Here is a 25,147-nt window from a genome sequence, read left to right on the forward strand (position 1 = left end):
ACCGACTACTCACTGTCGGTGACCATCGGTGCGATACCCGAGTGATCGTCACTGTCCGTCGCCCATTTCAGACGTCGCACACGGAAAGTGATCGGCCGCATCACCGGCCGCGTCACCCGGACCCGGCAGGTGTCGGCGCTAGCCTGACGCCGTGCTCTCGCCGGCCCACGCCCCCGAGACCGACGGGACCACAACGGACCCGGAACCGCCGGGCGGGCCCCGCCGGATCGGCCCCGCGCACTGGGCCCTCGTCCTCGGCCTCCTCACGATCCTCTGCGCCGTCGCGTTCCCCCTCGCGCCGGTCACCCAGCCGCAGACCACGTACACATGGGACGCGGTCGACGGCCCCGCAGCCATCCCGCTCATGCCCTACCAACCGACGTCGCTGCAGGTCACCGTCGGTTGCGGCGCGGTCCGCACCGCCGCACCGGGCACCACGCTGCTGCGGACGGTCCCGCCGCGCACCGACCCGGGCGCCGAACCTCTCGCCGGCCTGGAGCTGACGGCCGGCCCCGCGCTGACGGTGCGCTCGGCGGGGGTGGACGTCGGCACCGTCGACGTGCCCGCGGCCGACTGCACCGTCACCGTCACCTCCGGCGTCACAGCGACACAGGTGCTGGTCGACGGCCGGCCCGTACTGACCGCCGAGGGCGACCTCCGGCCGGCCGTGGCCGGTGCGTTCGCCGATGTCGACGCCGGGCAGTCGCTGAGCCTCGTCGCCGACACCCGGTGGGAGACGACGATCTCCCCGCTCAAGGCCGCGATCGGCGTCGTCTGCCTGGCCGCGCTCGTCGGGACGCTGATCGCGCTGGCCCGGTGCGACCGCGCCGCCCGGCCCCCGGTGCGGCTCGTCGCGACGCCCCGGCGACCGCGTGTCGTCGACGCCGCCGTGACCCTCGTGCTGCTCGGCTGGTGGTGGATCGGGCCCGTCACCGTCGACGACGGCTACATCGCCGGGATCGTCCGGGGCCGCGCAGCCGACGGGTTCATCGGCAACGGCTACCGCTGGCTCAACGCCCCCGAGGCGCCGTTCAGCTGGTTCTACGAGCTCTACGCGCCGTGGTCGGAGGTGTCGGCGTCGACCCTGTGGATGCGGCTGCCGTCGACACTGCTCGGCCTGGGTTGCTGGCTGCTGCTGTCGCGGGCCGTGCTGCCCCGCCTCGGCGTCGCGTTCCGGCGGCGCGGCGTGCCGTGGATCGCCGCGGCAGCCTTCGCGTCGTGGTGGCTGCCGTTCAACCTGGGGATGCGGCCCGAGCCGTGGGTGGCCGTCGGCGCCCTGGCGGTGCTCGTCGCCGTCGAGCGGGCGGTCGCCGGGCGCGCCGTGCTGCCGCTGGCCGTCGCGCTCCTGTTCGCGGGCGCCACGACAGCCGTCACCCCCGGCGGGATCATCGCCTACGCCCCGATCCTCGCCGCGGTGCTGCCGCTGGTCAGGCTGCTGCGCGCCCGTCGCGACCTGCACGTCCTGCCGCTCGTCGCCGGGCTGCTCGGGGCCACCGCCGCGCCGGTGCTGCTGATGTTCGCCGACCAGAGCCTCGCCGCGGTGCTCGAGTCGGTGCGGGTGCGGCGCGAGATCGGCGGCGACGTCCCGTGGTCACAGGAGTACGAGCGCTACGCGCTGCTGCTGACCGTCGACAACTTCCAGGGCGCCATCGGCAGACGCGCCCCCGTCCTGCTGACGCTGCTCGCCGCGGCGGCCGCGGTGTGGTCGGTGGCGGGCCGCAACCGGGCCGGGCTCGCGGCGGGCCCCGTGCGGCGCCTCGTCGTCGCGTTCGTGCTCAGCCTCGTGTGCCTGACGGCGACACCGACGAAATGGACCCAGCAGTTCGGGGTCCTCGCCGGGCTCGGGGCAGCGGTGCTGACCGTGGCCGTCGTCGGCTGGACGACGTCGGCGCTGCGGGTGCGCACCCGCGGCCGGTCGCTGCTGCCGGTGCTCGCCGCGACCGCGGCGCTGGCCGCGGCGGGCTCCCTGATCCTGGCCGGCCGCGACCTGTGGCCGTACGTCTCCGGCTGGTACCCGACCGAATGGGGACTGCACCCGCCCGGGCTCGTAGGCCGCAGCCTGTCATCGTTGTGGCTGGTCGCCGGCGTGCTGACGATCGTGGTCGTCGGCGGGACCGCGGTCTGGCGGGCCGCCGCGCCGTCGGGACCACCGGTCACCCGGGCCGGCGCGCCCCGCCGCGTCCCCGCACCCGGCTGGATCGCCCTCGGGCTGGCCGTCGCGGTGCTGCTCCTGCAGGTCGCCGGGTTCACCCGGTCCGCCCTCGAGCACCCCGGCGCCTACACCCTGGCCGCCGACGCCGCCGCCACCGTCGCCGGCGACCCCTGCGGACTGCAGTCACACCTGCTCGTCGAGACCGACCCCGGCGCCGGGCAGCTCACCACGGTCGGACCGCTCACCACGACCGCACCCACCGCGGCCGCCGACGTCGGCGGGCGGCTCGTGCCCGGCATCGCCGTCGCCGGCGGCGGCGTCACCCCCTGGTTCGCCCTCGACCCCGCGCAGCGCTCCGGCGACCTCCCCGTCGTCACCACCCTCAGCGGCACCCCCGGCGACGCCACACTCGTCGCCGAGTTCGCCGCCGGCCCCGGCCAGCCCCCACTCGCCCGCCAGGACGTCACCACCGACGCCGCCCGCCCCGCCGACGTCCGGCTCGTCGCCCCTGCGGGCGCCGCCGTCGTGCGGCTCGTCGTCGAGACCGGCGACGGCCCACCGGGCACCGAGGTCGCCTCGCTCCCCCGCGTCCCGCGCCTGACCCCGATGGCGACGCTGCTGCCCCGGGGCACGTCGGCGATCCTCGACTGGCCCGTCGCCTTCACCTTCGGCTGCCTGCAGCCCGCACTGCTGCGTGACGGCTCCGCCGGCCTCCCCGAGTGGCGCGTCGCCCCGGCCGCCACCGACCCGTCGGCCGGCATCACCTACTCGCCCACCTACGGTGGCCCGTTCGCCGCGCCCCGGCTGCTGGTCACCGAGCAACGGCTCCCCGTCTACCTCGCCGGTGAACCCGTCTCCGAGCCCGTCCGGCTCTACCGATGGGTTGCGGCACAGGACTTCACGACACTCGCACCCGTGGTCACCGACCGTGATGCCTGGGGATGGCATTCTGACGGGAGAGTTCGGACGGCGTCGGCCCGGACGACCGGTTGACCCCGGCGTCGACGACGTCCGACAGCCGCGTGACACAGACGAAGCAAAGGACGTTCTGCCGCATGCCCGCTTCCGCCGGCACCACCGAGATCCCGCGCACGGCAGCGACCGGCACGACCGCCGACCCCGCCGCCGACCCCTCGGCGACCGACGAACCGGGGGGCGCCCGCCGGCTGCTGATCCAGCGCGGCCTCTTCGACGGGCCGTCGCCGCTCGTCCCCGAGGACCTCTACTCGGTCGTCGAGCGCGGCAACGCACGACGTGAGCGCGGCCGCGTGGTCCTCACCCCCGACAGCCTGCTCACCACCAACGCCTACTTCGGCCGCGTCCACGCCACCTACTGGCAGCGCTGGACCGACGTCACCGAGCTGCAGGTCTCGCTCGTCGTCAGCGGGTCCGGCCGGATCCGGGTCATGGCGTCGGACACCAACCGCATCCCGCGCATCGCCGCGGCCCAGGACGTCTCCGAGGCGAACGCCGTCACGCTGCGCTTCGACGTGAAGCTGGACCGTTTCATGGACGGCGGTGGCCTCTGGCTCGAGCTGAGCACCGGTGGCGACGAGCTCACCGTCTCCGACGTCCGCTGGTCGGTCGCCGAGGTGGCGGCGCCGCGGCCCGCGTCGATGGTGATCTGCACGTTCAACCGCGTCGACGACTGCCTCAACACCCTCGAGGCGCTGGCCGACGACCCCGGGGCACTCGCGGCGATCCGCACGGTCTACGTCGTCGACCAGGGCAGCGACCCCGTCGAGTCCCGGCCGCGTTTCGAAACGGTCGCGGCCCGCTTCGGCGACCAGCTCGTCTACATCCGCCAGCCCAACCTCGGCGGCGCGGGCGGGTTCACCCGCGGCCTGTTCGAGGTGGCCGGCGGCGCGGACGCGAACGCCGACACCGTCTTCATGGACGACGACGTCCTGCTCGAGCCGGAGATCCTCATCCGGCTCACGGCGTTCGCGAACCGCACGCGCAACCCGATGATCGTCGGCGGCCAGATGCTCAATTTGCTGCACCCCAGCAGGCTGCACATCAGCGCGGAGTACGCGGTCCCCGAGAAGCTGCTCGCCGGCCAGCCCGTCGAGGACGGCATGCACGACGCGATGCTGCTGGGCGTCGACGAGGAGGGCCTGCCGCACGTCGTCGAACGACGCGTCGACACCGAGTACAACGGCTGGTGGTCCTGCCTGATCCCGGCCGAGGTGGTCCGGCAGATCGGCTACCCGCTGCCGATGTTCTTCCAGTGGGACGACGTCGAGTACGGCTACCGTGCCCGCGCCCACAACATCCCCACGGTCTCCCTCCCGGGTGCGGCGGTCTGGCACGCCGACTTCGGATGGAAGGACTGGGACGAGTGGCACCGGTACTTCAACATCCGCAACGCGATGGTCACGGCCGCGTTGCACACCGGATTCTCCACGCGCACGGTCGGCCGACAGCTCACGCAGATGCTGGGCCAGTACCTCGTCGGGATGCAGTACGGGCTGGCCGCGACGCTGCTGCAGGCCGTCGAGGACTTCCTGCGTGGTCCGGAGATCATGGCCGACGGCTCCGCCGCCGCCGCGGCGGAGATCCGGCGCATCCGCGCCCAGTACCCCGAGACGAAGATGCACCCGGTCGGTGACGTCGAGCAGGACTTCCGCGACCTACAGGTCGTCCGTCCCGTCGGCCCGCCCGGACTGCCCCGCGCGACGTGGCTCAAGCGTGCCGCGTACCTGGCACTCGACCGTGCGAAGGGCCGTACCGGCTACGTCACCGCGGGCGACGCGCACTGGTGGCACACGTCGACCTTCTCGAAGGCGTACGTCACCGACATGTCCGAGGGCGGCGTGCGTATCCGCACCCGCGACCGGGCGCTGGCGGCCGAGCTGGCCAAGCGGGGTGCCCGCACGCTGCGCCGGCTGCAGAAGGAGGCACCGTCGGTGGTGGAGAGCTACCGGGCGGCGATGCCGGAGCTGACGAGCCGGGAGAACTGGGCCCGGCTGTACGGGGTCGACGAGCAGGCCTGACGCCCGAGGTTCACGAACGAACGGCACAGTGGCGCAACTGAGTTGCGCGACTGTGCCGTTCGTTCGTTCGGGTAGGCGCGATCAGTCCTCGAAGATCTGCTTCCAGCCCTCGCGGCTGGTCAGCGTCGGCTGCGCCTCCCGATAGCGACGCTGCAGCTCCGGCCAGCGCTTGCCGATCTCGCGCAGCTGCTGCCCCGACTTCTTCAGCTGCGCGGCGAACAGCGCGCGGTCACGGCGGCGGAAGGTGACGCCGCGGCCGTCGGGCGTCGAGACCGTGGCCGAGTCGAGGTGCGCCAGGACGTACCAGTGCGCCTTGCGCGACGGCACGTTGCGCTGCGGCACGTCGTGGTGCGCCGGGTTGGGCGGGCGCAGGTTGGCCACCACGGCCCGGCCCAGCATCTTCACGGCCGACTTCGCGTCGCGCGGCGCGGCCGGGAACACCTGCGCGGCCAGCTCGTCGAGCTCCGCGAGCGGGACCTGCGAGGCCGAGTCGAGCGGGCGGCCGTCGTCGAACTCGGCGCGCTTGGCCCGGATCTCCGGCAGCACCGTCGGCAGCGTCGGGAACAGCGCCTCCGGGCCCGCGAGGAAGTCGCGCAACGCCATGTCCTGCAACGCCATCGCCGAGTACTCCATCAGGAGCAGGTGGCGCAGGCTGCGCTTGAACGTGTCGATCAGCAGGGCCCGCGGGTTGGCCGGGCCGTGCAGCGCCGCCGCGACGAAACGGTTGCGGTAGTGGAAGTACGCCTGCCAGTCACTGGTGTCGTCCTTCTCCAGGAACGACATGTGCCAGATCGCGATACCCGGCACCGTCGCGGTGCGGTAGCCGCGGGAGCGGGCCCGCAGGCCGTACTCGGCGTCGTCCCACTTGATGAACAGCGGCAGCGGCAGGCCCAGGTCCTCCGCGACCGAACGCGGGATCAGGCACATCCACCACGCGTTGTAGTCGACGTCGGTGCGCGAGTGCAGCCACGGGGTGCTCCGCAGCGGCTGGTCGGCGAGGTCGTGGTGCGGCTCGGTGTCGGGGGCGTTGCGCCACAGGAAGGCGTTGCGGTCGACGACCTCGCCCATCGTCGACAGCTGCGACCGCGACTGCAGCGACAGCATCTGCCCGCCGACGAGCATCGGGCTGCGCGCGAACCGCGAGAACGCGACCGCGCGGAGCACCGAGTCGGGCTCCAGCAGGATGTCGTCGTCCATGAACAGGATCTGCTCGCAGTCGGTCGACCCGAGCGCCTCGTACATGACGCGCGCGTAGCCGCCGGAACCGCCGAGGTTGGGCTGGTCGATGATCCGCAGCCGACCGCCGAGGCGCGCGGCGGCCGTCTCGAAGCCGTCGGCGTCGCGGACCTTCCGGGTGCCCTGGTCGGGCAGGATCACGGCCGTGACCTCGGCGAGCACCGCCGGGTCCTCACCGATCGCGGTCAACGTGGCGACGCAGTCGGCGGGCCGGTTGAACGTCGGCATCCCGATGGTGACAGCGGCGCGACCCGGTGCGGGGCGGTCGGCGAACCAGCCGCCCTCCAGCAGCGTCAGCTCGGCGTCGTCGGTGACCAGGTCGAACCAGTACCAGCCGCCGTCCTCGAACGGCGTGAGGTCGAGCGCCAGGTCCACCTCGCGGCGCCCCTCGACCACCTCGCCCCCGACGTAGATGTGCGTGCCGTCGGCCTTCGTCCGGTAGACCTCGACGCGGCCCGCGCCCTCCAGCGTCAGCCGCAGGTGCACCTCGGTGAGGATGGACCAGCGTCGCCAGTAGCCGGCCGCGAACGCGTTGAAGTACGCGCCGAACGAGACCTCGGAGCGGGCCGGCACCGCCGCCGACGTCCGCGACAGCACCCGCAACCGGCGGCGCCCACGCTGACCGAGCGTGAGCGTCACGGGCTGCGACGTGTCGCCCGGCCCTGGCTCCTCCGTGGCGATCTTCGCGCCGGAGCCCTCGTCGACGTACAGCGCGCGCACCCGCACCGGGTCGCCCGCCCGCGGCAGGATCACCCTCTGGAGCAGGCCGGGCGCGCTGTCGGCGGCCTCGTCGGAGACGGGGCGCGTGGTCGGGTCGGTGGCGAGCTCGGTCATCAGGGGTGAGCCTCGGTCCTCTGCTGCTCGACGTCGGGCGTGCGCGTCCACCGGTGGTGGTCGCGGCACCGAGGGTAGCGACGGACCCCGCTCACCCCGGGTCGGGGCGCGCCGTCGGGGTCACGTCGTCGTTGTCAGGTAGCCGAGGTCTCGCCCCGCACGATGCGGTCGCCGCACGACGCCCGAGGCGTCGCGCGCTGCGCCGCGTCGGCCGCCTCGGCACGCACCGCCCACTCCCGCAGCCGCGCCATCGTCGCCTCGTCAGGCACCAGATCGCGCCGGACCCAGTTCCCGCCGCCGTTGGGCGACGGCCCGATCAGCAGATAGTCGGCCTGGAACCGCGGATCGGCGTCGAACGCCATCTGCGTGCGGAACTCGCCGTGGGAGCGGATGAACGACGGCTTCACCTCGTCGAAGACGTAGTCGCGCACCGCCGCCCAGTTCTTCTCCGCCCAGAACGCGGCGATCGTCGGCTCGGCCAGCCCGGCGCCGTCGATCAGCAGCGACCGGCCCGCCAGCGCGCCGCCGCCGATCTCGGGCGCGAAGAACGTCGACTTCTGCAGTCCGAGGATGTCGGCGTAGCCGTTGAACTCCCAGCCCGTGTTCACGACGATCAGGCACATCGGCGCCGTCGGCGCGTCACGGAACGTCTGCGCGGAACCGACCCACCCGACACCGGAGAACACCGCGGCGACGACCGCGACCAGCGCGACGGTCAGCCGGCCACGCACCCGCAGCCCACCCAGGACGTCGACGGCCGCCAGGGCCACGACGAACGCGCCCAGCGCCCACACGGGCGTCGCGAACCGGTACTGCTCCATCCAGTCCGGGACGAGCACGCCGAAGGCGACGAGCCCCAGCCCGAGCGGCACCAGCAGCGCGACGATCGCCGTTCGCACCGGCGCCGGGCGCATCAGCGCGGCACCGACCAGCACCGCGCCGACCAGCACCCCCGACCAGCCCGCGTACGCCACCAGCTCGGTGACCTTGCCGAACCCCGCGACCGTGGGCAGCCCCTGCGACTTCGCGACGGCCGTCGTCGGCAGCAGCTGGTGGAACGTCGACCAGCGCCACAGCAGGTAGAGACCGAACGGGACCACGAACGCGACCACCGACAGCGACACCGTGAGCAGCGACCGCACGAACCCGCCGCGACGCAGCAGCAGGAGCGCGACCAGCGGGAACGCCCCCGCGTAGATCATCCCCTCGGGCCGGGTCAGCGCCGCCAGCGCGGCGAGCAGCCCGCAGCCGACCGCCGTACCGACCGAGGTGACCCGCTCCCGCGCCGACGCCCGGACCAGGAGCGCCCCGATCCAGGCCACCGCGAGGGCGAGCAGCGCGTTCTCCAGGCCCGAGACGCACCAGATGACGAACGACGGGACCGCCGACGCGAGCGCCCCCGCCAGGACCGTGACGACGACCGGGCGGCGCGACACCGCCGACGCCGCCGCGTAGAACGCCGAGAACACCCCGGCGACGCACAGCACGGCCAGCGCCTTCGGGAACGCGACGTAGTCCGGGACGCCGAACCAGGCACCGTGGTCGAACAGCCCCAACCAGTGCCCGACGACGAGCAGCCCCAGCCATGCCGGGTTCGACCAGCCCTCGACGGGCGGCAGCCCCGCCTGCAGCACGGGGCCGGCGCCGGTGGCGACCGAGCGGGCGTAGGCGAACGTGATGCCGGCGTCGTCGACCTCCCAGCGTCCGTAGACGAGGGCGTGCAGAACGAACAGGGCCGTCGGGACCAGGACGGCGGGGACACCCCACAGCAGGCGACCGCGGCGACGGGGCGGCTCGGCCTCGGGTCCGGGGGCGTCGAGCGGCCGAGCGACGACCTCGGCGGTGTCCGTCATGCGCGGAAGTCTGGCAGGTACCGCGGCGCCGAGGTGGGACCCCCGCGCCGGTCCCGGCGCGCAACCTCACCGTCGTCGCGGCGGCCTCGAAGAGCAGTCCGGTTGCGGCCGGAACCTCCGCGCGCAACCCCACCGTCGTCGCGGCGGGCCCCGGAGAGCAGTGGGGTTGCGGCCGAAACCCCGCGCGCAACCTCACCGTCGTCCGGCGTCGCCCCGGCAGCGGTCAGGTTGCGCGCGGGCGGGACAGTCAGTCCTCGGACTCGGTGCCGGACAGCGGCTTGCCGTCGACCAGGAAGGGGCGCAGCCGGTTGTCGAACATCGTCAGCGCCGAGCCGATCGCCATGTGCATGTCGAGGTACTTGTAGGTGCCGAGGCGACCGCCGAACAGCACGTTGTTCTCGGCGGTCTCCTTGCGCGCCCGCTCCCGGTAGCGCTCGAGCTTCGCCCGGTCGTCGGGGGTGTTGATCGGGTAGTAGGGCTCGTCGCCCTCTTCCGCGAACCGCGAGAACTCCCGGACGATGACGGTCTTGTCGGTCGGGTAGTCGCGCTCCGGGTGGAAGTGCCGGAACTCGTGGATGCGGGTGTACGGGACCTCGGCATCGTTGTAGTTCATGACCGACGTGCCCTGGAAGTCGCCCGTGTCGTGCAGGACCTCCTGCTCGAAGTCGAGCGTCCGCCAGCCCAGGTCGCCCTCGGCGGAGTCGAAGTAGCGGTCGATCGGCCCGGTGTAGACGATCGGCACGCCCGCGGGAAGCTCGTCGCGGACCGCGAAGAAGTCGGTGTCGAGGCGGACCGTGATGTTCGGGTGGTCCGCCATCTTCTCGAGCCACGCCGTGTACCCGTCGACGGGCAGGCCCTCGTAGGTGTCGTTGAAGTAGCGGTTCTCGAACGTGTACCGGACCGGGAGCCGCGTGATGATCGCCGCGGACAGCTCGGTGGGGTCGGTCTGCCACTGCTTTGCGGTGTAGCCCTTGACGAACGCCTCGTAGAGCGGGCGACCGATGAGCGAGATCGCCTTGTCCTCGAGGTTCTGCACGTCGGCGGAGTCGACCTCCGACGACTGTTCCTTGATGAGCGCGCGGGCCTCGTCGGGGGTGTGGGACTTCCCGAAGAACTGGTTGATCAGCGCCAGGTTCAGCGGGAACGCGTAGACCTGGCCCTGGTACTTGGCGAAGACGCGGTGCCGGTAGCCGGTGAAGTCGGTGAACCGGTTGCAGTAGTCCCAGACCCGTTTGTTCGAGGTGTGGAACAGGTGCGCGCCGTAACGGTGGATCTCGATCCCTGTCTCGGGTTCAGCCTCCGAGTAGGCGTTGCCGCCGATGTGGGAACGCCGCTCGAGCACCAGGACCTTCTTGTCCAGCTCGGCGGCCGCTCGTTCGGCGATGGTCAGCCCGAAGAACCCGGAACCGACGACGACCAGATCGAAGCCCGTGTCATCCACGGCGACCGAGGGTAGCGGTGTCGGCTGTGCCCACCCGGTCCGGTGTCCCGACGCCCCCTCCACCGGGCGGCGCCGCGGGCCGCGGGGCCGACCTGGCTAGCATGCGGCAGCAGGAAGCACCACCTCCCGAGGCGAAGAAGAGGCTCGTGATCATCCCGCAGTTCGGTGTGGCCGACGGCGTGGTCGTGATCGCGTACGTGGCGGCGCTGCTGCTCCCGGGCGGACTCCTCGGGTTCGTCGGTGGCCTCCGCGGCTGGACGCTCGTGGCGTCGGCTCCGCTGTTCACCTATGCCGTGTCCGGGATCGCCGGTCCGCTGTACTCGGCGATGGGGATCCGCTGGTCGCCGGTGTCGTGGGCGCTGGCGTTCGTCGTCGTGATCGTGGTCGTGGGCGGGGTCCGGCTGCTGGTGCGCCGGTTGCGCGGGGCACCCGAGCGCGGTCCGGGGCTCCCGCCGTGGAGCCTGGCCGCGCAGCTCGCCGTCGTGGTGGCGGTGGTCGTCGCCGTGGGGACGGGCCTCGTCGTCATCCTGGGCGGGATCAGGACGCTGGGGGCGATCCCGCAGGACTGGGACGCGGTCTTCCATGCGAACGGCATCCGGTACATCGCCGAGACCGGCGACGGCTCGCTGTACGGGATGGGCCTCACCAACTGGTACGAGCCCGGCGCCCCGCCGATCTTCTACCCGAACGCATATCACCTGGTCGGGACCGTCGTGTACCAGCTGACGGGCGCGACCGTCCCGACCGTCCTGAACGCCCACACGGTGCTGGTCCCGGGCATGATCGGGTTGTCGCTGGTGGCGCTGGTGCGTCGCTTCGGGGGCCGCCCGATCGTCGCCGCGGCCGCCGCGCTCGCCATCGTCGCCGTGTCGTCGGTCTACGACCTGCTCTGGCGTGGGCCGCTCCTCCCCTTCGCCACGGGCGTCGCGCTCACCCCGGTGCTGGTGGTGCTCGTCATCGACATGCTCGACGCCCGGTCGCTGCGGTCGGCTGTCCGCCCGGCGCTGCTGTTCGCGCTCGGCATGGCGGGTCTGCTGTGCCTGCACCCGGCGATCCTCATCGGTGCCGTCCTGTTCACGGTGCCCGCGCTGCTGCAGCGCTGGTGGACGGCACCGGCCCGGGCTCCGCGGGAGATCGGGCTGCTGGTCGTCGCGGGTGTCCTGGCCGCTCTCGGCTGCGCCGCGCAGCTCGCGGGCACGCTGAGCAGTGCCGGCAACCTCGCGGCCATCAGCTGGCCCGCCGACCTCACGGCGTCGACGGCCGTCGGCCAGATCGTGACGTTCGGTCACGGCAGCGACACCATCCAGCTGTGGCTGACCGCGTTCCTGGTGGTCGGGCTGCTCACCTACCGACGGCTGGGCGCGCTGCGTTGGGTCGGGTTCACCGCCGCGATCTTCGGTGTCCTGTTCGTCGTCGCCGCCTCCGTCAGCGCGCCGTGGGCCAAGACGATCACCAGCCTGTGGTGGAACGACCGTTGGCGGCTCATCGCGCTGACCGCCGTGCCGCTGTGCATCGTCATCGGGCACGGCGTCGGTGAGCTGCAGCGGCTCGTCGTCACCGCGTTGTCCCGGATCGCCGACGCGGCCCGGCACCGACCGCCGGAGGCCCTGCCGTCGCAGAGCCCGACCACCCGGCGGGTCCTCGCCGTGGCCACCTCGGTCGTCGTCCTGCTCGCGTTCGTGGTGCTCACCCGCGGCCTCTACGTGGCCCGAGACCAGGCCCGGATGATGCAGAACAGCGGTGAGGGGCCCGCGGTGTCGAGCCTCGAGATCACGGGCATGGTGGCGATCGCTGCGATCGTCCCGCCCGGCGAACGCGTCCTCAACGACCGCGGCGACGGCTCGACGTGGCTCTACGCCCTCACCGGCGTCGAGTCGGTCGCGGGCCACTACGACGGGTTCCGGACCGGGCCGGACGCCCAGCTGCTCGCGCAGAGCTTCAACCGCTACCCCGACGACCCGGCCGTCCGCGCCGCGGTACAGCAGCTCGGCATCCGGTACGTGCAGCTCGACGCCGGGTTCCTGCGCTCCGACGCGGTCCGCTCCCCCGGCCTGACCGGGCTGGAGAACGCGGACTGGCTCACCGTCGTCTACCGCAACCCCGATGTCGTGCTCTACCGGATCGACCCGCCCGGGACCGCGCAGGAGACGTCGGCCGGATCGAGGGCAGGCGTCCCCGCAGGTCCGCTGCTCTCCGACGGCTCGGGCTGACCGGGCGTCACCGTGTGCGCAGGGGCGCCCACGCCGACGACTAGCCTGGCGCGGTGACCAGCCGCGCCGAGTCGGGCAGCCGCGTCCGCCGGACCGGCGCCGCGGCGCAGGTCGCGGGCAGCCAGATCGGGCTGGCACTGTCGAACTACCTGGTCCTCGCCATCGCAGCGCGCCACCTCGACACGGCCGGTTTCGCCGCGCTGAGCTCGTACTACCTGCTGATCAACACGGTTGGTCGCGGCCTGTTCGCGGCCGTCGAGCTGGAGGCGACGCGCGCGGTCGCCGACGCCGTCGCCCGTGGTCACGACACGGCTCCCGCCGTCCGCGCGGCCCGCAACGACACGCTGCGGCTGCTCGTCGTCGCGCTCGCCCTGTCGGCCGTGGCCGGCCCCTTGCTGCTGGGCCAGGCGCTCGGCAGCGCCACGCTCGCGATCGGGATGCTCGCCGCCGGTGCGGTGACGATGGCCGCGTCCTACCTGCTGCGCGGCCCGCTCGCGGGTCGGCGACGGTACGGGCTGTACGCGGCGACGTTCTGGATCGAGGCCCTGGTCGGGCTCGCGGTGGCGGCCGTGTTCGTGATCGTCGACGTGCAGGGCATCGCCTGGTGGGTGGCCATCCTGGCGCTCGCACCGATCGTGTCCGCGCTGGTCCTGGCCCGCCCAGCCACCCGGATGCCCGCAGCGCCCGCCGACGGCGCCGCCGTCGTGCCCGCCGCCGCCCGCGGTGGCGTCTTCTGGTCGGCCGCGCTGCTGCTCGCGGGCCAGGGCGTCTGGAACCTCGCCGCGGTCTTCGTGACGTCCCGGCTCGCCGACACCCCGGCCATCGCCGCGGGCTTCGTGACGGTCGCCGTCATCCTGCGTGCGCCCGTCCTGCTGTTCCCCGCGGTACAGGCGCTCCTGCTGCCGTCGTTCACCGCGATGCTCGGCGACGGCGACCACTCCGGGGTGCGGACGATCGTGCGCCGCCTCGGCCTCGTCCTCGCCGGCGGCGGTGTCGTGTGGCTGGCCCTGTCGGTGTTCGTCGTGCCCTGGGCGGCGCGACTGCTGTTCGGGGCCACCGTCGTCCCGCCGGCGTGGGTGCTGCTGGTGCTCGCGCTCTCGACCGTGGTGGGTGCCGCCGCACAGATCGGCCAGACCCGGCTCGTCGCCGAACGCCGGCCCGCCGCGGTGGCCGTGGCGTGGATCGTCGGTCTCGCGCTGCTCGTCGTCGTCGCGTACCTGCTCGCCCCGCCCGTCGCCGCAGCCGCGATCGGTCAGCTGGCCGCCGCCGTCGCCGTCTTCGTCCTGCTCGCCGTCGCCGCGCGACGGACCCCCGACCCCGGAGCCACCTCATGAGCCTGCCCTCGGTCGGAGTCGTCGTCCTCGCCTGGCGTGCCGAGCCCTATCTCGCCGAGTGCATCTCCTCGGTGCTGACATCGAGCGACGTCGACGTCCGGATCGTGCTGGTGGACAACGGTTGCGAGCCCGACGACCTCGCCGCCGTCGCGCCCGACGACCGGGTCGAGCTGCTCACCCCCGGCGTCAACACCGGGTTCGCGGGCGGCTGCAACCTGGGTGTGGAGAAGCTCGACACCGACTTCGTGACGCTCGTGAACTCCGACTGCGTCCTGCGCCCCGACACGCTCGCGCTGCTCGTCGCCGAGGCATCGCGGCCCGACGTCGGCCCGGTCATGGCCTCGATCCGGCTCGCCGAGCCGGCCGGGTTGATCAACAGCGCCGGCAACCCGGTGCACCTCGTCGGCCTGTCCTGGGCGGGCGACATGAACCGGCCCGAGACCCGCACCGAGCCGTTCGACGTCACCGGCGCCAGCGGTGCCTGCGTGATGCTGCGCCGCGGGCTGTGGGACCGGCTCGGCGGTTTCGACGACGCCTACTTCGCCTACCTCGAGGACACCGAGCTGAGCCTGCGGTCCTGGCGGCTGGGCCTGCCCGCGCGCTGCGTGCCGCAGGCGGTCGCGACGCACTACTACGAGTTCTCCCGCAACAGCCACAAGATGCACCTGCTGGAGCGCAACCGGCTGATGCTCGTCACGACGATGTGGAGCGGCCGCGCGCTCGCGGTCCTCGCGCCGCTGCTGCTGGTCACGGAGCTGCTCCTCACCGGGTACGCGTTCGCGTCGGGCTGGGGCAGGCAGAAGCTCACGGGCTGGGTGTGGCTGTGGCGCCACCGCGGCCACCTGGCGGAGCGTCGTCGGCTGCTGCAGGCCGAGCGGGTCCGTCCCGACTCGGAGTGGATGCGTCGGCTGACCCCGAACCTCGACCCGCAGGCGTTCGGCGCGGCACCGGCCAAGGTCGCGAACGTGTTCTTCCGGGCCTACTGGGCGGTCGCGCGCCGGGTCCTCTGAGGCTCCGGCTGCTCCCGAGGGGCGTCAGCTGCGCTGCTCGACCTCGGCCGGCGTCACGACCGGCTCGGCCACGGGCTTCGCGTCGGAGGCGTTCTTCTTCTCCAGCGCGTCGACGCGCAGCCGCAGCGCGCCGACCTCCTCGGCGAGGCGTCGTGACTGCTCCTCGAGCAGCCCGACCTCGCGCGAGAGCTGCAGCGACACCGCGAACAGGACGAGCAGCGACCCGAAGAACAGCAGGTTGCTGGGGGTCTGGATGCCGATCGCACCGGCGATGCCGCGCAGCAGCGACGGGAAGATCGCGACGACCAGCGTCCCGATCGAGATGACGACCCAGATGACCGCGTACTTCTCCCGCAGCCGGCGACGTCGCAGCAGTTCGACGACGAGCACCAGCGCCGCCACCGCGACGACGACGGAGAAGATCGTGAGGCGCAGGTCGGGCACTAGCGGTGCTCGCTCTCGGGACGGCGGCGGACCAGGGCCAGACCGACGGCGACGACGACCCGCACCAGGTAGACCGCGGACCGGATGGGGTTGGTGCTGGCAACGCCGGTCTCCCGGGCCCGCATGACCACCGGGACCTGCGCGACCGACAGCCCGGCGCGGTGAGCGATGACGAGGGACTCGACGGTGTCGCCGAGGTACTCCTCCGGGTAATGCTCGGCGAACAGCGCCAGTGCGCGTTCGTGCACGAGCCGGAACCCGGAGGTGGGGTCGGCGAGCGCGACGCCGAGGATCCGGCTGAGCACGAACGACAGCAGCCGCATCGCCCAGCGGCGCGGCCCCTTCACGACGTAGCTGCCGCGGCCGGCGAACCGGGCCCCGATGACGACGTCGGTGTCGCGGACGGCGAGGAGGTGCTCGATCTCGCGTGGGTCGTGCTGGCCGTCGGCGTCGACCTGCACGACGGAGGTGAACCCGGCCTCGTGGGCGTAGCGGTACGCGGCGCGCATGGCGCCACCGACGCCGAGGTTGAACGGCAGCCGCATCACCAGGGCGCCGGCGGCGTCGGCACGCTCGGCGGTGCGGTCGGTCGAGCCGTCATCGACGACGAGGATGTGCGCGTCGGGCCGCCCGGCCCGGATCTCACCGATGACCTTGGCGACGGACTCCTGCTCGTTGAGCGCGGGCAGGACGACGAGCAGCCGCTGAGCGGGTGCCGGTGTCGACCCGTTCACCGAGATCTCGACGCGCTCGAGGCCTTCGGTGGTCACCACGGGCCCGCTGTCGCGGCGACGGTCACGAACTCGTTGTAGGTGAAGGCCTTGCCGGTGAACCGCGGGAGCGGGAACGAGAACTCCCGGCGGAAGATCAGACCGAGCTCGCCGACGAGGGCGCGCAACGCGTCGTGGTCGGTGAAGACGGTGTGCGTGGAGTCGGACGCGAAGCCCCGTTCCTGCGGGCAGATCAGCACGACCGGCGACCCGGGCCGGACGTAGGCGAGGTAGGGGCGGATGACGTCGGCGGCCGCACCCGCGTCGAGGTGCTCGACGACGTGCGCGACGAGCATCGCGTCGAACGGAGTGGTGTCCTCGGGGGCGCGGGCGAGGAAGTCCTCGCTGGTCTCGGCCTCGAAGCCGTTCTTGCGGCACACCTCGACCGAGGTCTTGTTGTGGTCGACGCCGACGCTGCCCGCGGGCAGGTTCGCGAGGTTGCGCCCGATGCCGCAGCCGACGTCGAGCGTCCGCCGTTGCCCGATGAGCCTGCGGAGGTTCCACCGGTACGGCCGCTGCACGTCGACGAGGCGCTTCCAGCGCGCTCCCGACAACGACACGAGCCGCTCGGAGTAGGCCGTCGACGTCGTATCGCCCTCTCCCGCCACGGCGCGCACCCTACCGGCCGTTGCTGAGCGGTCGCCGACCGACAGGCCGCGCCCTGATGCGAGGATGCCGCCCGACCCCACTTCTGGAGGACGCGCCACCGTGGCAGAGCTCAGCGTCGACACGACGTCGATCCCCGGACTGCTCCACGTCACCCTCGCCGTCCACGGCGACAACCGGGGCTGGTTCAAGGAGGCCTACCAGCAGGAGAAGCTGCAGGCCGCGGGGTTCCCGGAGTTCGACATCGTGCAGTCCAACGTGTCGTTCAACGCCGAGAAGGGCGTCACCCGCGGCGTCCACGCGGAGCCGTGGGACAAGTACATCTCGCTGGCGCACGGTGAGGCGTTCGCGGCGATCGTCGACCTGCGGCCGGGCGCGTCGTTCGGGGCCGTGGAGACGTTCACGCTGACGCCCGGCAACGCGATCTTCGTGCCGCGCGGCTGCGGCAACTCCTACCAGACGCTGACGCCCGACGTCGTCTACACGTACCTGGTCAACGACCACTGGTCGCCGGACGCGCAGTACACGCTGATCAACGCCTACGACCCGGCGCTGGGCATCGGCTGGCCGATCGCGGAGGCCGACGCGATCCGGTCGCAGAAGGACATCGACCACCCGCCGCTGGCGGCGCTGCGGTGAAGGTCCTGATCCTGGGCGCGGGCGGGCAGGTCGGCCGAGCACTGGCCGCCGCACTGCCGGGCTCCGTGGCACTGGCCCGCGCAGACTTCGACATCACGAGAAGCGGCGGGGAGCCTGACTGGGGCGGGTTCGACGTCGTCGTCAACGCCGCCGCGCACACCGACGTCGACGGCGCCCAGACCACCGAGGGCCGGGTCGCGACGTGGCGGGCCAACGCCGTCGGCCCGGCGACGCTGGCCGACCGCGCCCGCCGGCACGGGTTCACGCTCGTCCACTTCTCGACGGAGTACGTGTTCGACGGCGCGAAGACCGGCGCGTACACCGAGGACGACCCGGTCGCGCCGCTCTCGGCCTACGGCGCGGCGAAGGCGGCGGGCGACCTGGCGGTGCGGGGCGTCGAGACGCACTACCTGCTGCGACCGACGTGGGTGGTCGGTGAGGGCCGCAACTTCGTCGCCACGATGCTGGGGCTGGCCGGGCGCGGGATCGCGCCGACGGTCGTCGCCGACCAGGTCGGGCGGCCCACGTTCGCCCCGGACATCGCGGCCGCGGTCCTGCACCTGCTGCAGACGGGAGCACCGCACGGGACCTACCACGTCACCGGTGGCGGCGAGCCCGCGTCGTGGGCCGAGGTCGCCCGCGCGGTGTTCGCGGCGGCCGGGCGCGACGACCTCGCCGTCACCGACACGACGACGGCCGAGTACTTCGCCGGGAAGCCCGACGCCGCGCCGCGGCCGTTGAACAGCGTGCTCGACCTCGGCAAGGCGCAGGCCGCGGGCGTCGCAACCCCGGACTGGCGCACGCAGCTGGCCGGGTACGTCAGCCGTTCTTGAGCGGTTCCCACCAGTCGCGGCGGTCGCGGTAGAACGCGACCGTCCCGGCCAGCCCCTGCGCGAACGGCACCTGCGGTGCGTAGCCGAGCTCGTCGGCGATCTTCGACCAGTCCACCGAGTAGCGACGGTCGTGCCCCAGCCGGTCTGCCACCGGCTCGATCATCGACTCGTCGGCACCGACGGCGTCGAGCAGCAGGTGCGTCAGCTCGCGGTTGGACATCTCGGTGCCGCCGCCGATGTTGTAGACCTCGCCGTCGCGGCCCTTCTCCACGACGAGCTGGATGCCGCGGCAGTGGTCGTCGACGTGCAGCCAGTCGCGCACGTTGCCGCCGTCGCCGTAGAGCGGCACCTTCCTGCCGTCGAGCAGGTTGGACACGAACAGCGGGATGACCTTCTCCGGGAACTGGTGCGGCCCGTAGTTGTTGGAGCAGCGCGTGATGCACACCGGCAGCCCGTGGGTGCGGTGGTAGGCGCGCGCCAACAGGTCCGACCCGGCCTTCGACGCCGAGTACGGCGAGTTGGGCTCCAGCGGATGGGTCTCGGGCCAGGAGCCCTCCTCGATCGAGCCGTACACCTCGTCGGTGGACACGTGCACGAAGCGGGCGACGCCCGCGTCGAGCGCGGCCTGCAGCAGCACCTGCGTGCCGACGACGTTGGTCGAGACGAAGTCGCCCGCCCCGGTGATGGAACGGTCGACGTGCGACTCGGCCGCGAAGTGGACGACGACGTCGGTGCCGGCCATGACCTCGGCGACCGCGGCGGCGTCGCGGATGTCGCCCTGGACGAAGCGGTAGCGCGGCGAGTCGGCGACCTCGACGAGGTTGGTCAGCGTCCCGGCGTAGGTCAGCAGGTCGAACACGGTGACGTCGGCGTCGGCGAACGCCGGATACCGCCCGCCGAGCAACGACCGGACGTAGTTCGACCCGATGAAACCAGCCCCGCCGGTGACCAGCACCTTCACCGTGCCTGCGCTCCTCGTGCTCGCGCGACGTTCATGACGTACTCCCCGTAGCCCGACTTGCCCTGCGCCGCGCCGAGCGCGAGGCAGGCGTCGGCATCGATCCAGCCGCGTTCGAGCGCGATCTCCTCGAGGCAGGCGATGCGCACACCTTGGCGATGCTCCAGGACCTGGACGTACTGGCTCGCCTCGACGAGCGAGTCGTGGGTGCCCGTGTCGAGCCACGCGAACCCGCGGCCCAGGTCGACGAGGCGGGCCTGGTCGCGTTTGAGGTACTCGCGGTTGACGTCGGTGATCTCCAGCTCGCCCCGCGCCGACGGGGTGAGCCCGCGCGCGATGTCGACGACCTGGTCGTCGTAGAGGTACAGCCCGGTGATCGCCCGGTTGGACCGCGGGGCGGCCGGCTTCTCCTCGATGTCGATCAGGCGGCCCGACTCGTCGGCGAGACCGACGCCGTAGCGTTCCGGGTCGCGGACGGGGTAGCCGAACAGGACCGCGCCGTCCTCGCCCGCGGTGAGCCGGCGGATGCAGTCACGCAGGACCATCGCGAAGCCCTGGCCGTGGAAGATGTTGTCGCCGAGGACGAGCGCGCAGTGGTCGTCGCCGATGTGGTCGGCCCCGATGAGGAACGCCTGGGCGATCCCGTTCGGCTCGGGCTGGGCGGCGTAGTCGAGCTGCAGCCCCAGCTCGGACCCGTCGCCGAGGAGCCGCCGGAACAGCGGCTGCTCCTCCGGCGTCGTGATGACGAGGATGTCCCGGATCCCGGCCAGCATCAGCACCGAGAGCGGGTAGTAGATCATCGGCTTGTCGAACACCGGGAGCAGCTGCTTCGACACCGCGCGGGTGATCGGGTGCAGCCGGGTGCCGGCGCCACCGGCCAGGATGATGCCCTTCACAGGTATCCGATCAGCTGTAGACGGCGAGGACGAGCGTGGCGATCCACGCCAGCCCGAGCACCTGCAGGACGTGGTCCTTGATCGCGATCTCGTCGGGGGCGCCGCCGTTGCCGCTGTCGACGTCGACGGAGTACCGCAACACCGCGACGACGAACGGCACGATCGAGATGACCGACCACACCGAGTTGTGGTGCGCCTCGCGGATCTCGAAGGCCCACAGGCCGTAGGTCATGATCAGGACCGTGGCCGAGAGCGCCCACACGAACCGCAGGTAGGACGAGGAGTAGCTCTCCAGCGACTTGCGGATCTTCGCGCCGGTGCGCTCGGCGAGCATCATCTCGGCGTAGCGCTTGCCCGCGACCATGAACAGCGAGCCGAACCCGGCGGCCAGCAGGAACCACTGCGACAGCGGGATCGACGCGGCGGCGCCGCCGGCGATGGCGCGCAGCAGGAAGCCGGAGGCGACGATGCAGATGTCGAGCACCGGCTGGTGCTTGAACCAGAAGCAGTAGCCCAGCTGCACCGCGATGTAGACGGCCAGCACGATGAGCAGCTGCACCGAGGCGAGGATGCTCAGCGCGAGCGAGCCGAGGATGAGGACGACGGCGAGCGCGTAGGCCAGCTGGACCGGGACGGTCCCGGCGGCGATGGGCCGGTTGCGCTTCTTCGGGTGCGCGCGGTCGGCCTCGACGTCGTTGGCGTCGTTGACCAGGTAGATCGCCGAGGCGGCGAGCGAGAAGGCCACGAAGGCGATCGCGAGGTGGTAGGCGGAGCGGCCGTCGAAGAGGTCGCCGGCCGCGAAGGGCGCGGCCAGTACGAGGATGTTCTTGATCCACTGCTTGGGCCGCATGGTGCGCAGCAGGCCCAGGCCGATCCCGACCGGGGTCCGGGCGGCGGGCGCCGCGGTGGGTGGGGTGTCGGTGCTGGTCATCGCGTGCCCGCCCGCCGCGCCGATCGACGCAGCCACGCCCGGGCCCCGCCGGCGACGCTCGCGCCGAGCGCGGAGCCGACGAGCACGTCGGACGGGTAGTGCACGCCCAGGACCAGCCGCGACAGCGCCATGGGCGGGACGATGACCGGCACGAGGGGCTTGCGCAGCAGCCCGCCGTAGAGGACGGCGGCGGCGGTGGTCGACGTGGCGTGGGCCGACGGGAAGCTCAGCCGGCTCGGCGTCGTCACGAGGACACGGACCGAGGGGTCGGACGGGCGGCGGCGGCGCACGACGCGCTTCACCGCGATCGACGCGCCATGGGCGGCGGCGACACCGGCGACGGCGCCGAGCCAGTCCCGGCGGCGGTCGCGGTCGACGGCCGCACCGACGAGCCCGAGGGCGAGCCAGCCGGCGGCGTGCTCACCGAACAGCGACATCCCTCGGGCGACCTTCACGACGGGAGGCGTTGCGACGGCAGCCTGGACCGCGTTGAGCATCCGGACCTCCGGGGCCCGGTCGGCCGCGTCGGGGACGACCGTGAGGACGGGCGGCGGGGCGGGTTCGGTCTCGCCCGGACGGACGACGGGCTCGGCCACAGTGGTGGGCCTCCTGTGCGCCGGACCTGGGGCGGTGGCGCTGCTCGGCGGTTGTTCCGGCGCCCGATGCTACGCGCGGCGGGTTTCCGCGGCGGTGTCGGGGAGGCCGGACGGCGCCCACCGCTCCAGGACGCGGGCGACGCCGTCGTCGGTGTTGGGGGCGGTCACCTCGTCGGCGACGGCGATCAGCGCGGGGTGCGCGTTGCCCATGGCGACGCCGTGCCCGGCCCAGCGCAGCATCTCGATGTCGTTGGGCATGTCGCCGAAGGCGACGACGTCGCTCGCGTCGAGCCCGTCGGCACCCGCGACCTCGGCCAGCCCGGTGGCCTTCGTGATCCCCGGCGAGGAGGCCTCGACGAGTCCGCCGGGGTGGGAGAACGTGAGGTCGACGGCGTCGCCGACCGCGGGGCCGAGCGCGGCCACCATTTCTTCCGACGTCATGCCGGGCATCCGGACCAGCAGCTTCACCGCGGGGCGGGACAGCAGCTCGGCGCGGTCGGTGCGGCCGCTGTCGTCGTCCTCCCAGGCGTGGCTGTAGCCCGGTTCGGCGAGGAACTGGCCGTCGACGTCGTCGAAGGCACCGGTGGCGACCCGCTCGACGGCGATGCCGCAGCCCGGCAGGGCGCGGTGGGCGGCGTCGGCGATGAAGGCGAGGGTGTCGCGGTCGATCTCGCGGGCCCACAGCACCCGGTCGGCGACGGCGTCGTAGAGGACGGCGCCGTTGGCGCACAACGCGAGCCGCACCGACCCGAGCTGGGTGGCGACGGGCGGGATCCAGCGCGGCGGCCTGCCCGTGACCAGCACGAACCGGCCGCCGGCCGCGACGTGGTCGTCGACGGCGCGGGCGGTGCGCGGGGTCACCTGCAGCTGCGGGTCGAGCAGCGTCCCGTCGACGTCGGTCGCGACCAGCCGGGGTACCTGCACGTGCCCCAGCCTACGAGGCGCCTCCCGGCGCGGATCCTCAGAGGATCGCGACGGCGACGACGAGACCCAGCGCGACGTGCGCGGCGGCGACGACCCAGGCCTGCGCCTTCAGGTCGGGCGCGGCGAGGACGTGGCCGATGTCGATACCCGTCACCCACTCCAGCAGCCGCACGGCGAGCACCTGCGCGACGATTCCGACGAGGCCGAAGATCAGCGACGCCAGCAGGCCCTCGGCGAGCGCCCCGGACACGCTGTAGATCGCGGTGACGACGATGAGCGCCATGCTCACCATGCCCGCGGACGTGACGACCACGGCGTTGGGCAGCCCGTCACGGACCATCCGGTTGAGCTTGCCGGGCGTCGTCAGGTCGATGGCCCAGAAACCGAGCAGCATCAGCAGCAGGCCGATCAGCGCGTACAGCAGGATCGCGCCGATGCCGCGGCCGACGGTCCCGAAGAATCCCGGCTCGAGGGCCAGCAGGGCGGTCATGGGGATGTTCCTTCCGGGGAGCGGGATCGGACTCGGGGAGCGGGGAACGGGCTCGAACTCAGTGGATCAGGACTCGGGGATGCGGTGCGGGACGAACGCGGCACCGTCGTCGGTGACCAGCCCGACGGTCTCGCGGATGCCGAGCCCGGCGGCGGAGTCGCCGACCACCCACGCGCCCAGTGCCGGACGGAACCCGTCGAACTCCGGCAGCGGGTCGAACAGCTGGTAGACGTATCCTTCCTCGCCGTACACGCCGCCGGTGGACACCTCGCTGCCCGGTGACACGATCGAGACGTTCGCCCCTTCACGTCCGAGAAGCGGCTTCCTCACGTAGTCGGTGAGCAGCCCGGGGTGCTGCAGGTACGCGGGCAGCAGGTTGGGATGGCCCGGGTACATCTCCCAGAGCACGGCGAGCAGCGCCTTGTTGGACAGCAGCGACTTCCACAGCGGCTCGAGCCACAGCGTGTCGGGCAGGCTCCGGGCGACGTGCTTGCCGAAGTCGTCCGACAGCACCCACTCCCACGGGTAGAGCTTGAACACCGCCGCCATCGGCGCCTCGGCGAGGTCGACGAAGCGGTCGAGCGCCGCCTCCCAGCCGATGTCCTCGATGGCCAGGCCGACGGTGTCGATCCCCGCCTCCGCGGCCGTCTCCTGCAGGTAGCCGACCGTGACGTGGTCCTCGCCGGTGGTCTCCGAACCCGACCAGGTGAAGTGCACCTCCGAGCCCGGCAGCCCCGCCTTGATCTCCGTCCAGCGCTCGACGAGCTTCTCGTGCAACGAGTTCCACTGGTCGTCGTCGGGGTGGACGTCCTTGAGCCAGTACCACTGCAACAGCGACGCCTCGAGCAGCGTCGTCGGGGTGTCGGCGTTGTACTCCAGCAGCTTCGCCGGGCCGGAACCGTCGTAGCGCAGGTCGAACCGGCCGTAGACGTGCGGGTCGTGCCGGCGCCACGACGCCGCGACGGCCTCCCACGACCACTCGGGCAGCGCGAAGTCGCGGAACCGCTCCGTGGTGACGACGTGGTCGACCGCGTCGAGGCACATCGAGTGCAGCAGCTCCACGTCGGCCTCGAGGGAGAGGATCTCGTCCATCTCGAAGACGTAGTGCACCGACTCGTCCCAGTACGGGCGGGCGGCACCGCCCTCGCCACGGCCCGGGGTGCCGTAGACCATCCCCTGCTCGCCGACGATCTTCTCCCAGCCGGCACGGGGCTCACCACGTTCCCTGCGCACTACGACCCGCTGCTCTTGGAGCCGCCGCTGCTCGAGCTCTTACTGGAGACGCCGAGCCCGCCGCGCGAGATCGTCTTGCCGGACGTGCCGCTCTTGACCCTGGCGGAGTCCTTGGGCGTGACGGTCGAGCCGCCGGAGGCGACCTGGCCGACGTTGCCGGTGCCGCCGTAGTTGTAGTGGTACTGCCGGCCGCCACCACCGATGAAGATCGGGTAGAAGCCGGCGCCGGAGTGGTAGGTGGAGGTCGACGACGCGGGAGTCACGCAGTTGCTGTCGTCGACGACGACGTTGTTCTCGTCGACGCAGCGCGCCTCGACGTCGTCGCCCGCGTTGGCGATGGCGTAACCGATGGCGATGACCGCGACGACGCCGACCGTGACGCCGGTGCCGATGAGGATCCGCTTGCGCTTCTTGCTCTTCGCCTGCTCCTCGAGCACGCGGGCCGACGCCTCCTCACGCGCGCGGCGCTCGGCCTGCTGGCGGGCGCGGCGCTCGGCGAGGGTCGGCTCCCGGGGCGTGGTGTTCTCGTCCTGGAAGCTCATCCGTCCACGTGTGGGCTGATCCCCCTCGGCCGGCTGCCCGGGCTGGTCGCCGCTCGCGTCCGGCCGCTCACCGCCGGGTGTTCCCTCCGACATCACTCACCCCCGCGCGCACCATATAGGCCTGCCGATCACAGCGGAACGCCGCACGTCCGCCGCACCCGGGCGACCGATGACCGCCCGGTCGTGACACCCGCTCACTCACCCGATCCGGGTAACGGC

The 25,147-nt window shown here is 72.5% G+C and carries 21 protein-coding genes; 7 read left to right on the forward strand and 14 right to left on the reverse strand.

Annotated features, from left to right (window positions below; translation table 11 throughout):
* The first annotated feature begins 151 nt into the window (after positions 1-151).
* A complete protein-coding gene (locus tag PSU4_RS32780) occupies positions 152-3,145 on the forward strand; it encodes an arabinosyltransferase domain-containing protein (RefSeq protein WP_147108404.1) in 2,994 nt (997 codons plus the stop codon).
* Positions 3,146-3,207: 62 nt separating this feature from the next.
* On the forward strand, positions 3,208-5,148 hold the full coding sequence (locus PSU4_RS15240) for a glycosyltransferase (RefSeq protein WP_147108407.1): 1,941 nt from the start codon (positions 3,208-3,210) through the stop codon (positions 5,146-5,148).
* Positions 5,149-5,229: 81 nt separating this feature from the next.
* Here the strand turns inward: PSU4_RS15240 and PSU4_RS15245 are convergent, their stop codons facing one another.
* From PSU4_RS15245 to glf, 3 genes are all read right to left on the reverse strand, one after another.
* The gene (locus tag PSU4_RS15245; RefSeq protein ID WP_147108409.1) at positions 5,230-7,218 is read right to left on the reverse strand and encodes a glycosyltransferase; all 1,989 of its coding nucleotides are present in this window, start codon (positions 7,216-7,218) and stop codon (positions 5,230-5,232) included.
* 134 nt (positions 7,219-7,352) lie between these two features.
* Positions 7,353-9,071 carry a hypothetical protein gene (locus PSU4_RS15250; RefSeq protein WP_147108412.1) on the reverse strand — a complete coding sequence of 573 codons (1,719 nt, stop codon included), beginning with the start codon at positions 9,069-9,071 and terminating at the stop codon, positions 7,353-7,355.
* A 247-nt stretch (positions 9,072-9,318) separates the two neighbouring features.
* Positions 9,319-10,512 (reverse strand): UDP-galactopyranose mutase, encoded by a 1,194-nt coding sequence (gene glf, locus PSU4_RS15255; protein WP_147108414.1) that lies wholly within the window; start codon positions 10,510-10,512, stop codon positions 9,319-9,321.
* Positions 10,513-10,658: 146 nt separating this feature from the next.
* On the opposite strand from glf, the gene PSU4_RS15260 reads away from it, so the two are divergent.
* From PSU4_RS15260 to PSU4_RS15270, 3 genes are read left to right on the forward strand one after another with little or no spacing between them, the layout of a single operon-like run.
* Positions 10,659-12,722 carry a DUF6541 family protein gene (locus tag PSU4_RS15260; protein WP_147108416.1) on the forward strand — a complete coding sequence of 688 codons (2,064 nt, stop codon included), beginning with the start codon at positions 10,659-10,661 and terminating at the stop codon, positions 12,720-12,722.
* A gap of 53 nt (positions 12,723-12,775) precedes the next feature.
* Positions 12,776-14,056, forward strand: a complete 1,281-nt coding sequence (locus PSU4_RS15265) for a polysaccharide biosynthesis protein (RefSeq protein ID WP_147108419.1) — start codon at positions 12,776-12,778, stop codon at positions 14,054-14,056.
* On the forward strand, positions 14,053-15,066 hold the full coding sequence (locus PSU4_RS15270) for a glycosyltransferase family 2 protein (RefSeq protein WP_147108422.1): 1,014 nt from the start codon (positions 14,053-14,055) through the stop codon (positions 15,064-15,066). Before PSU4_RS15265 ends, PSU4_RS15270 begins: the two co-directional genes overlap by 4 nt.
* Positions 15,067-15,090: 24 nt before the next feature.
* Here the strand turns inward: PSU4_RS15270 and PSU4_RS15275 are convergent, their stop codons facing one another.
* The 3 genes from PSU4_RS15275 to PSU4_RS15285 are packed head-to-tail and all read right to left on the reverse strand — an operon-like array spanning position 15,091 to position 16,888.
* On the reverse strand, positions 15,091-15,510 hold the full coding sequence (locus tag PSU4_RS15275) for a DUF2304 domain-containing protein (protein ID WP_246115130.1): 420 nt from the start codon (positions 15,508-15,510) through the stop codon (positions 15,091-15,093).
* Positions 15,510-16,280, reverse strand: coding sequence for a glycosyltransferase family 2 protein (locus PSU4_RS15280; RefSeq protein ID WP_147108477.1), 771 nt, complete (start codon positions 16,278-16,280; stop codon positions 15,510-15,512). Before PSU4_RS15280 ends, PSU4_RS15275 begins: the two co-directional genes overlap by 1 nt.
* Positions 16,277-16,888 carry a class I SAM-dependent methyltransferase gene (locus tag PSU4_RS15285; protein ID WP_246115131.1) on the reverse strand — a complete coding sequence of 204 codons (612 nt, stop codon included), beginning with the start codon at positions 16,886-16,888 and terminating at the stop codon, positions 16,277-16,279. The genes PSU4_RS15280 and PSU4_RS15285 overlap by 4 nt, the downstream gene beginning before the upstream one ends.
* A gap of 100 nt (positions 16,889-16,988) precedes the next feature.
* Between PSU4_RS15285 and PSU4_RS32370 the strand changes: the two genes are divergently transcribed.
* Entirely contained in the window at positions 16,989-17,525 is a 537-nt protein-coding gene (locus PSU4_RS32370; protein WP_246115132.1) for a dTDP-4-dehydrorhamnose 3,5-epimerase family protein, read from the forward strand.
* Positions 17,522-18,358, forward strand: coding sequence for an SDR family oxidoreductase (locus tag PSU4_RS32375; RefSeq protein WP_186816967.1), 837 nt, complete (start codon positions 17,522-17,524; stop codon positions 18,356-18,358). Before PSU4_RS32370 ends, PSU4_RS32375 begins: the two co-directional genes overlap by 4 nt.
* On the opposite strand, the gene rfbB is transcribed toward PSU4_RS32375, so the two are convergent.
* The 8 genes from rfbB to PSU4_RS15330 all read right to left on the reverse strand — a co-directional run bounded on the left by rfbB (position 18,345) and on the right by PSU4_RS15330 (position 24,928).
* Positions 18,345-19,319 (reverse strand): dTDP-glucose 4,6-dehydratase, encoded by a 975-nt coding sequence (gene rfbB / locus PSU4_RS15295; RefSeq protein ID WP_147108425.1) that lies wholly within the window; start codon positions 19,317-19,319, stop codon positions 18,345-18,347. The genes PSU4_RS32375 and rfbB overlap by 14 nt on opposite strands.
* Positions 19,316-20,212 (reverse strand): glucose-1-phosphate thymidylyltransferase RfbA, encoded by an 897-nt coding sequence (gene rfbA, locus PSU4_RS15300; protein WP_147108428.1) that lies wholly within the window; start codon positions 20,210-20,212, stop codon positions 19,316-19,318. Before rfbA ends, rfbB begins: the two co-directional genes overlap by 4 nt.
* A gap of 10 nt (positions 20,213-20,222) precedes the next feature.
* Positions 20,223-21,143, reverse strand: coding sequence for a decaprenyl-phosphate phosphoribosyltransferase (locus PSU4_RS15305; RefSeq protein ID WP_147108430.1), 921 nt, complete (start codon positions 21,141-21,143; stop codon positions 20,223-20,225).
* The gene (locus tag PSU4_RS15310) at positions 21,140-21,739 is read right to left on the reverse strand and encodes a phosphatase PAP2 family protein (RefSeq protein ID WP_373866056.1); all 600 of its coding nucleotides are present in this window, start codon (positions 21,737-21,739) and stop codon (positions 21,140-21,142) included. The genes PSU4_RS15305 and PSU4_RS15310 overlap by 4 nt, the downstream gene beginning before the upstream one ends.
* A 69-nt stretch (positions 21,740-21,808) precedes the next feature.
* On the reverse strand, positions 21,809-22,663 hold the full coding sequence (locus PSU4_RS15315; RefSeq protein WP_147108433.1) for an HAD family hydrolase: 855 nt from the start codon (positions 22,661-22,663) through the stop codon (positions 21,809-21,811).
* 37 nt (positions 22,664-22,700) lie between these two features.
* Positions 22,701-23,153, reverse strand: coding sequence for a DUF350 domain-containing protein (locus tag PSU4_RS15320; protein ID WP_147108436.1), 453 nt, complete (start codon positions 23,151-23,153; stop codon positions 22,701-22,703).
* A gap of 66 nt (positions 23,154-23,219) precedes the next feature.
* Entirely contained in the window at positions 23,220-24,386 is a 1,167-nt protein-coding gene (locus tag PSU4_RS15325; RefSeq protein ID WP_147108439.1) for a glutathionylspermidine synthase family protein, read from the reverse strand.
* Positions 24,386-24,928, reverse strand: coding sequence for a hypothetical protein (locus PSU4_RS15330; protein ID WP_147108442.1), 543 nt, complete (start codon positions 24,926-24,928; stop codon positions 24,386-24,388). Before PSU4_RS15330 ends, PSU4_RS15325 begins: the two co-directional genes overlap by 1 nt.
* Positions 24,929-25,147 lie beyond the last annotated feature (219 nt).

The sequence above is a fragment of the Pseudonocardia sulfidoxydans NBRC 16205 genome (assembly GCF_007989085.1).
Taxonomy (GTDB): domain Bacteria; phylum Actinomycetota; class Actinomycetes; order Mycobacteriales; family Pseudonocardiaceae; genus Pseudonocardia; species Pseudonocardia sulfidoxydans.

What these genes read in the sequence shown, in the direction of transcription:
- PSU4_RS15305 (WP_147108430.1), bottom strand. Translation starts at nt 21,143, where the DNA reads ATGACCAGCACCGACACCCCACCCACCGCGGCGCCCGCCGCCCGGACC.
- PSU4_RS15240 (WP_147108407.1), top strand. Translation starts at nt 3,208, where the DNA reads ATGCCCGCTTCCGCCGGCACCACCGAGATCCCGCGCACGGCAGCGACC.
- PSU4_RS15320 (WP_147108436.1), bottom strand. Translation starts at nt 23,153, where the DNA reads ATGACCGCCCTGCTGGCCCTCGAGCCGGGATTCTTCGGGACCGTCGGC.
- PSU4_RS15270 (WP_147108422.1), top strand. Translation starts at nt 14,053, where the DNA reads ATGAGCCTGCCCTCGGTCGGAGTCGTCGTCCTCGCCTGGCGTGCCGAG.
- PSU4_RS15250 (WP_147108412.1), bottom strand. Translation starts at nt 9,071, where the DNA reads ATGACGGACACCGCCGAGGTCGTCGCTCGGCCGCTCGACGCCCCCGGA.
- PSU4_RS15245 (WP_147108409.1), bottom strand. Translation starts at nt 7,218, where the DNA reads ATGACCGAGCTCGCCACCGACCCGACCACGCGCCCCGTCTCCGACGAG.
- PSU4_RS15330 (WP_147108442.1), bottom strand. Translation starts at nt 24,928, where the DNA reads ATGAGCTTCCAGGACGAGAACACCACGCCCCGGGAGCCGACCCTCGCC.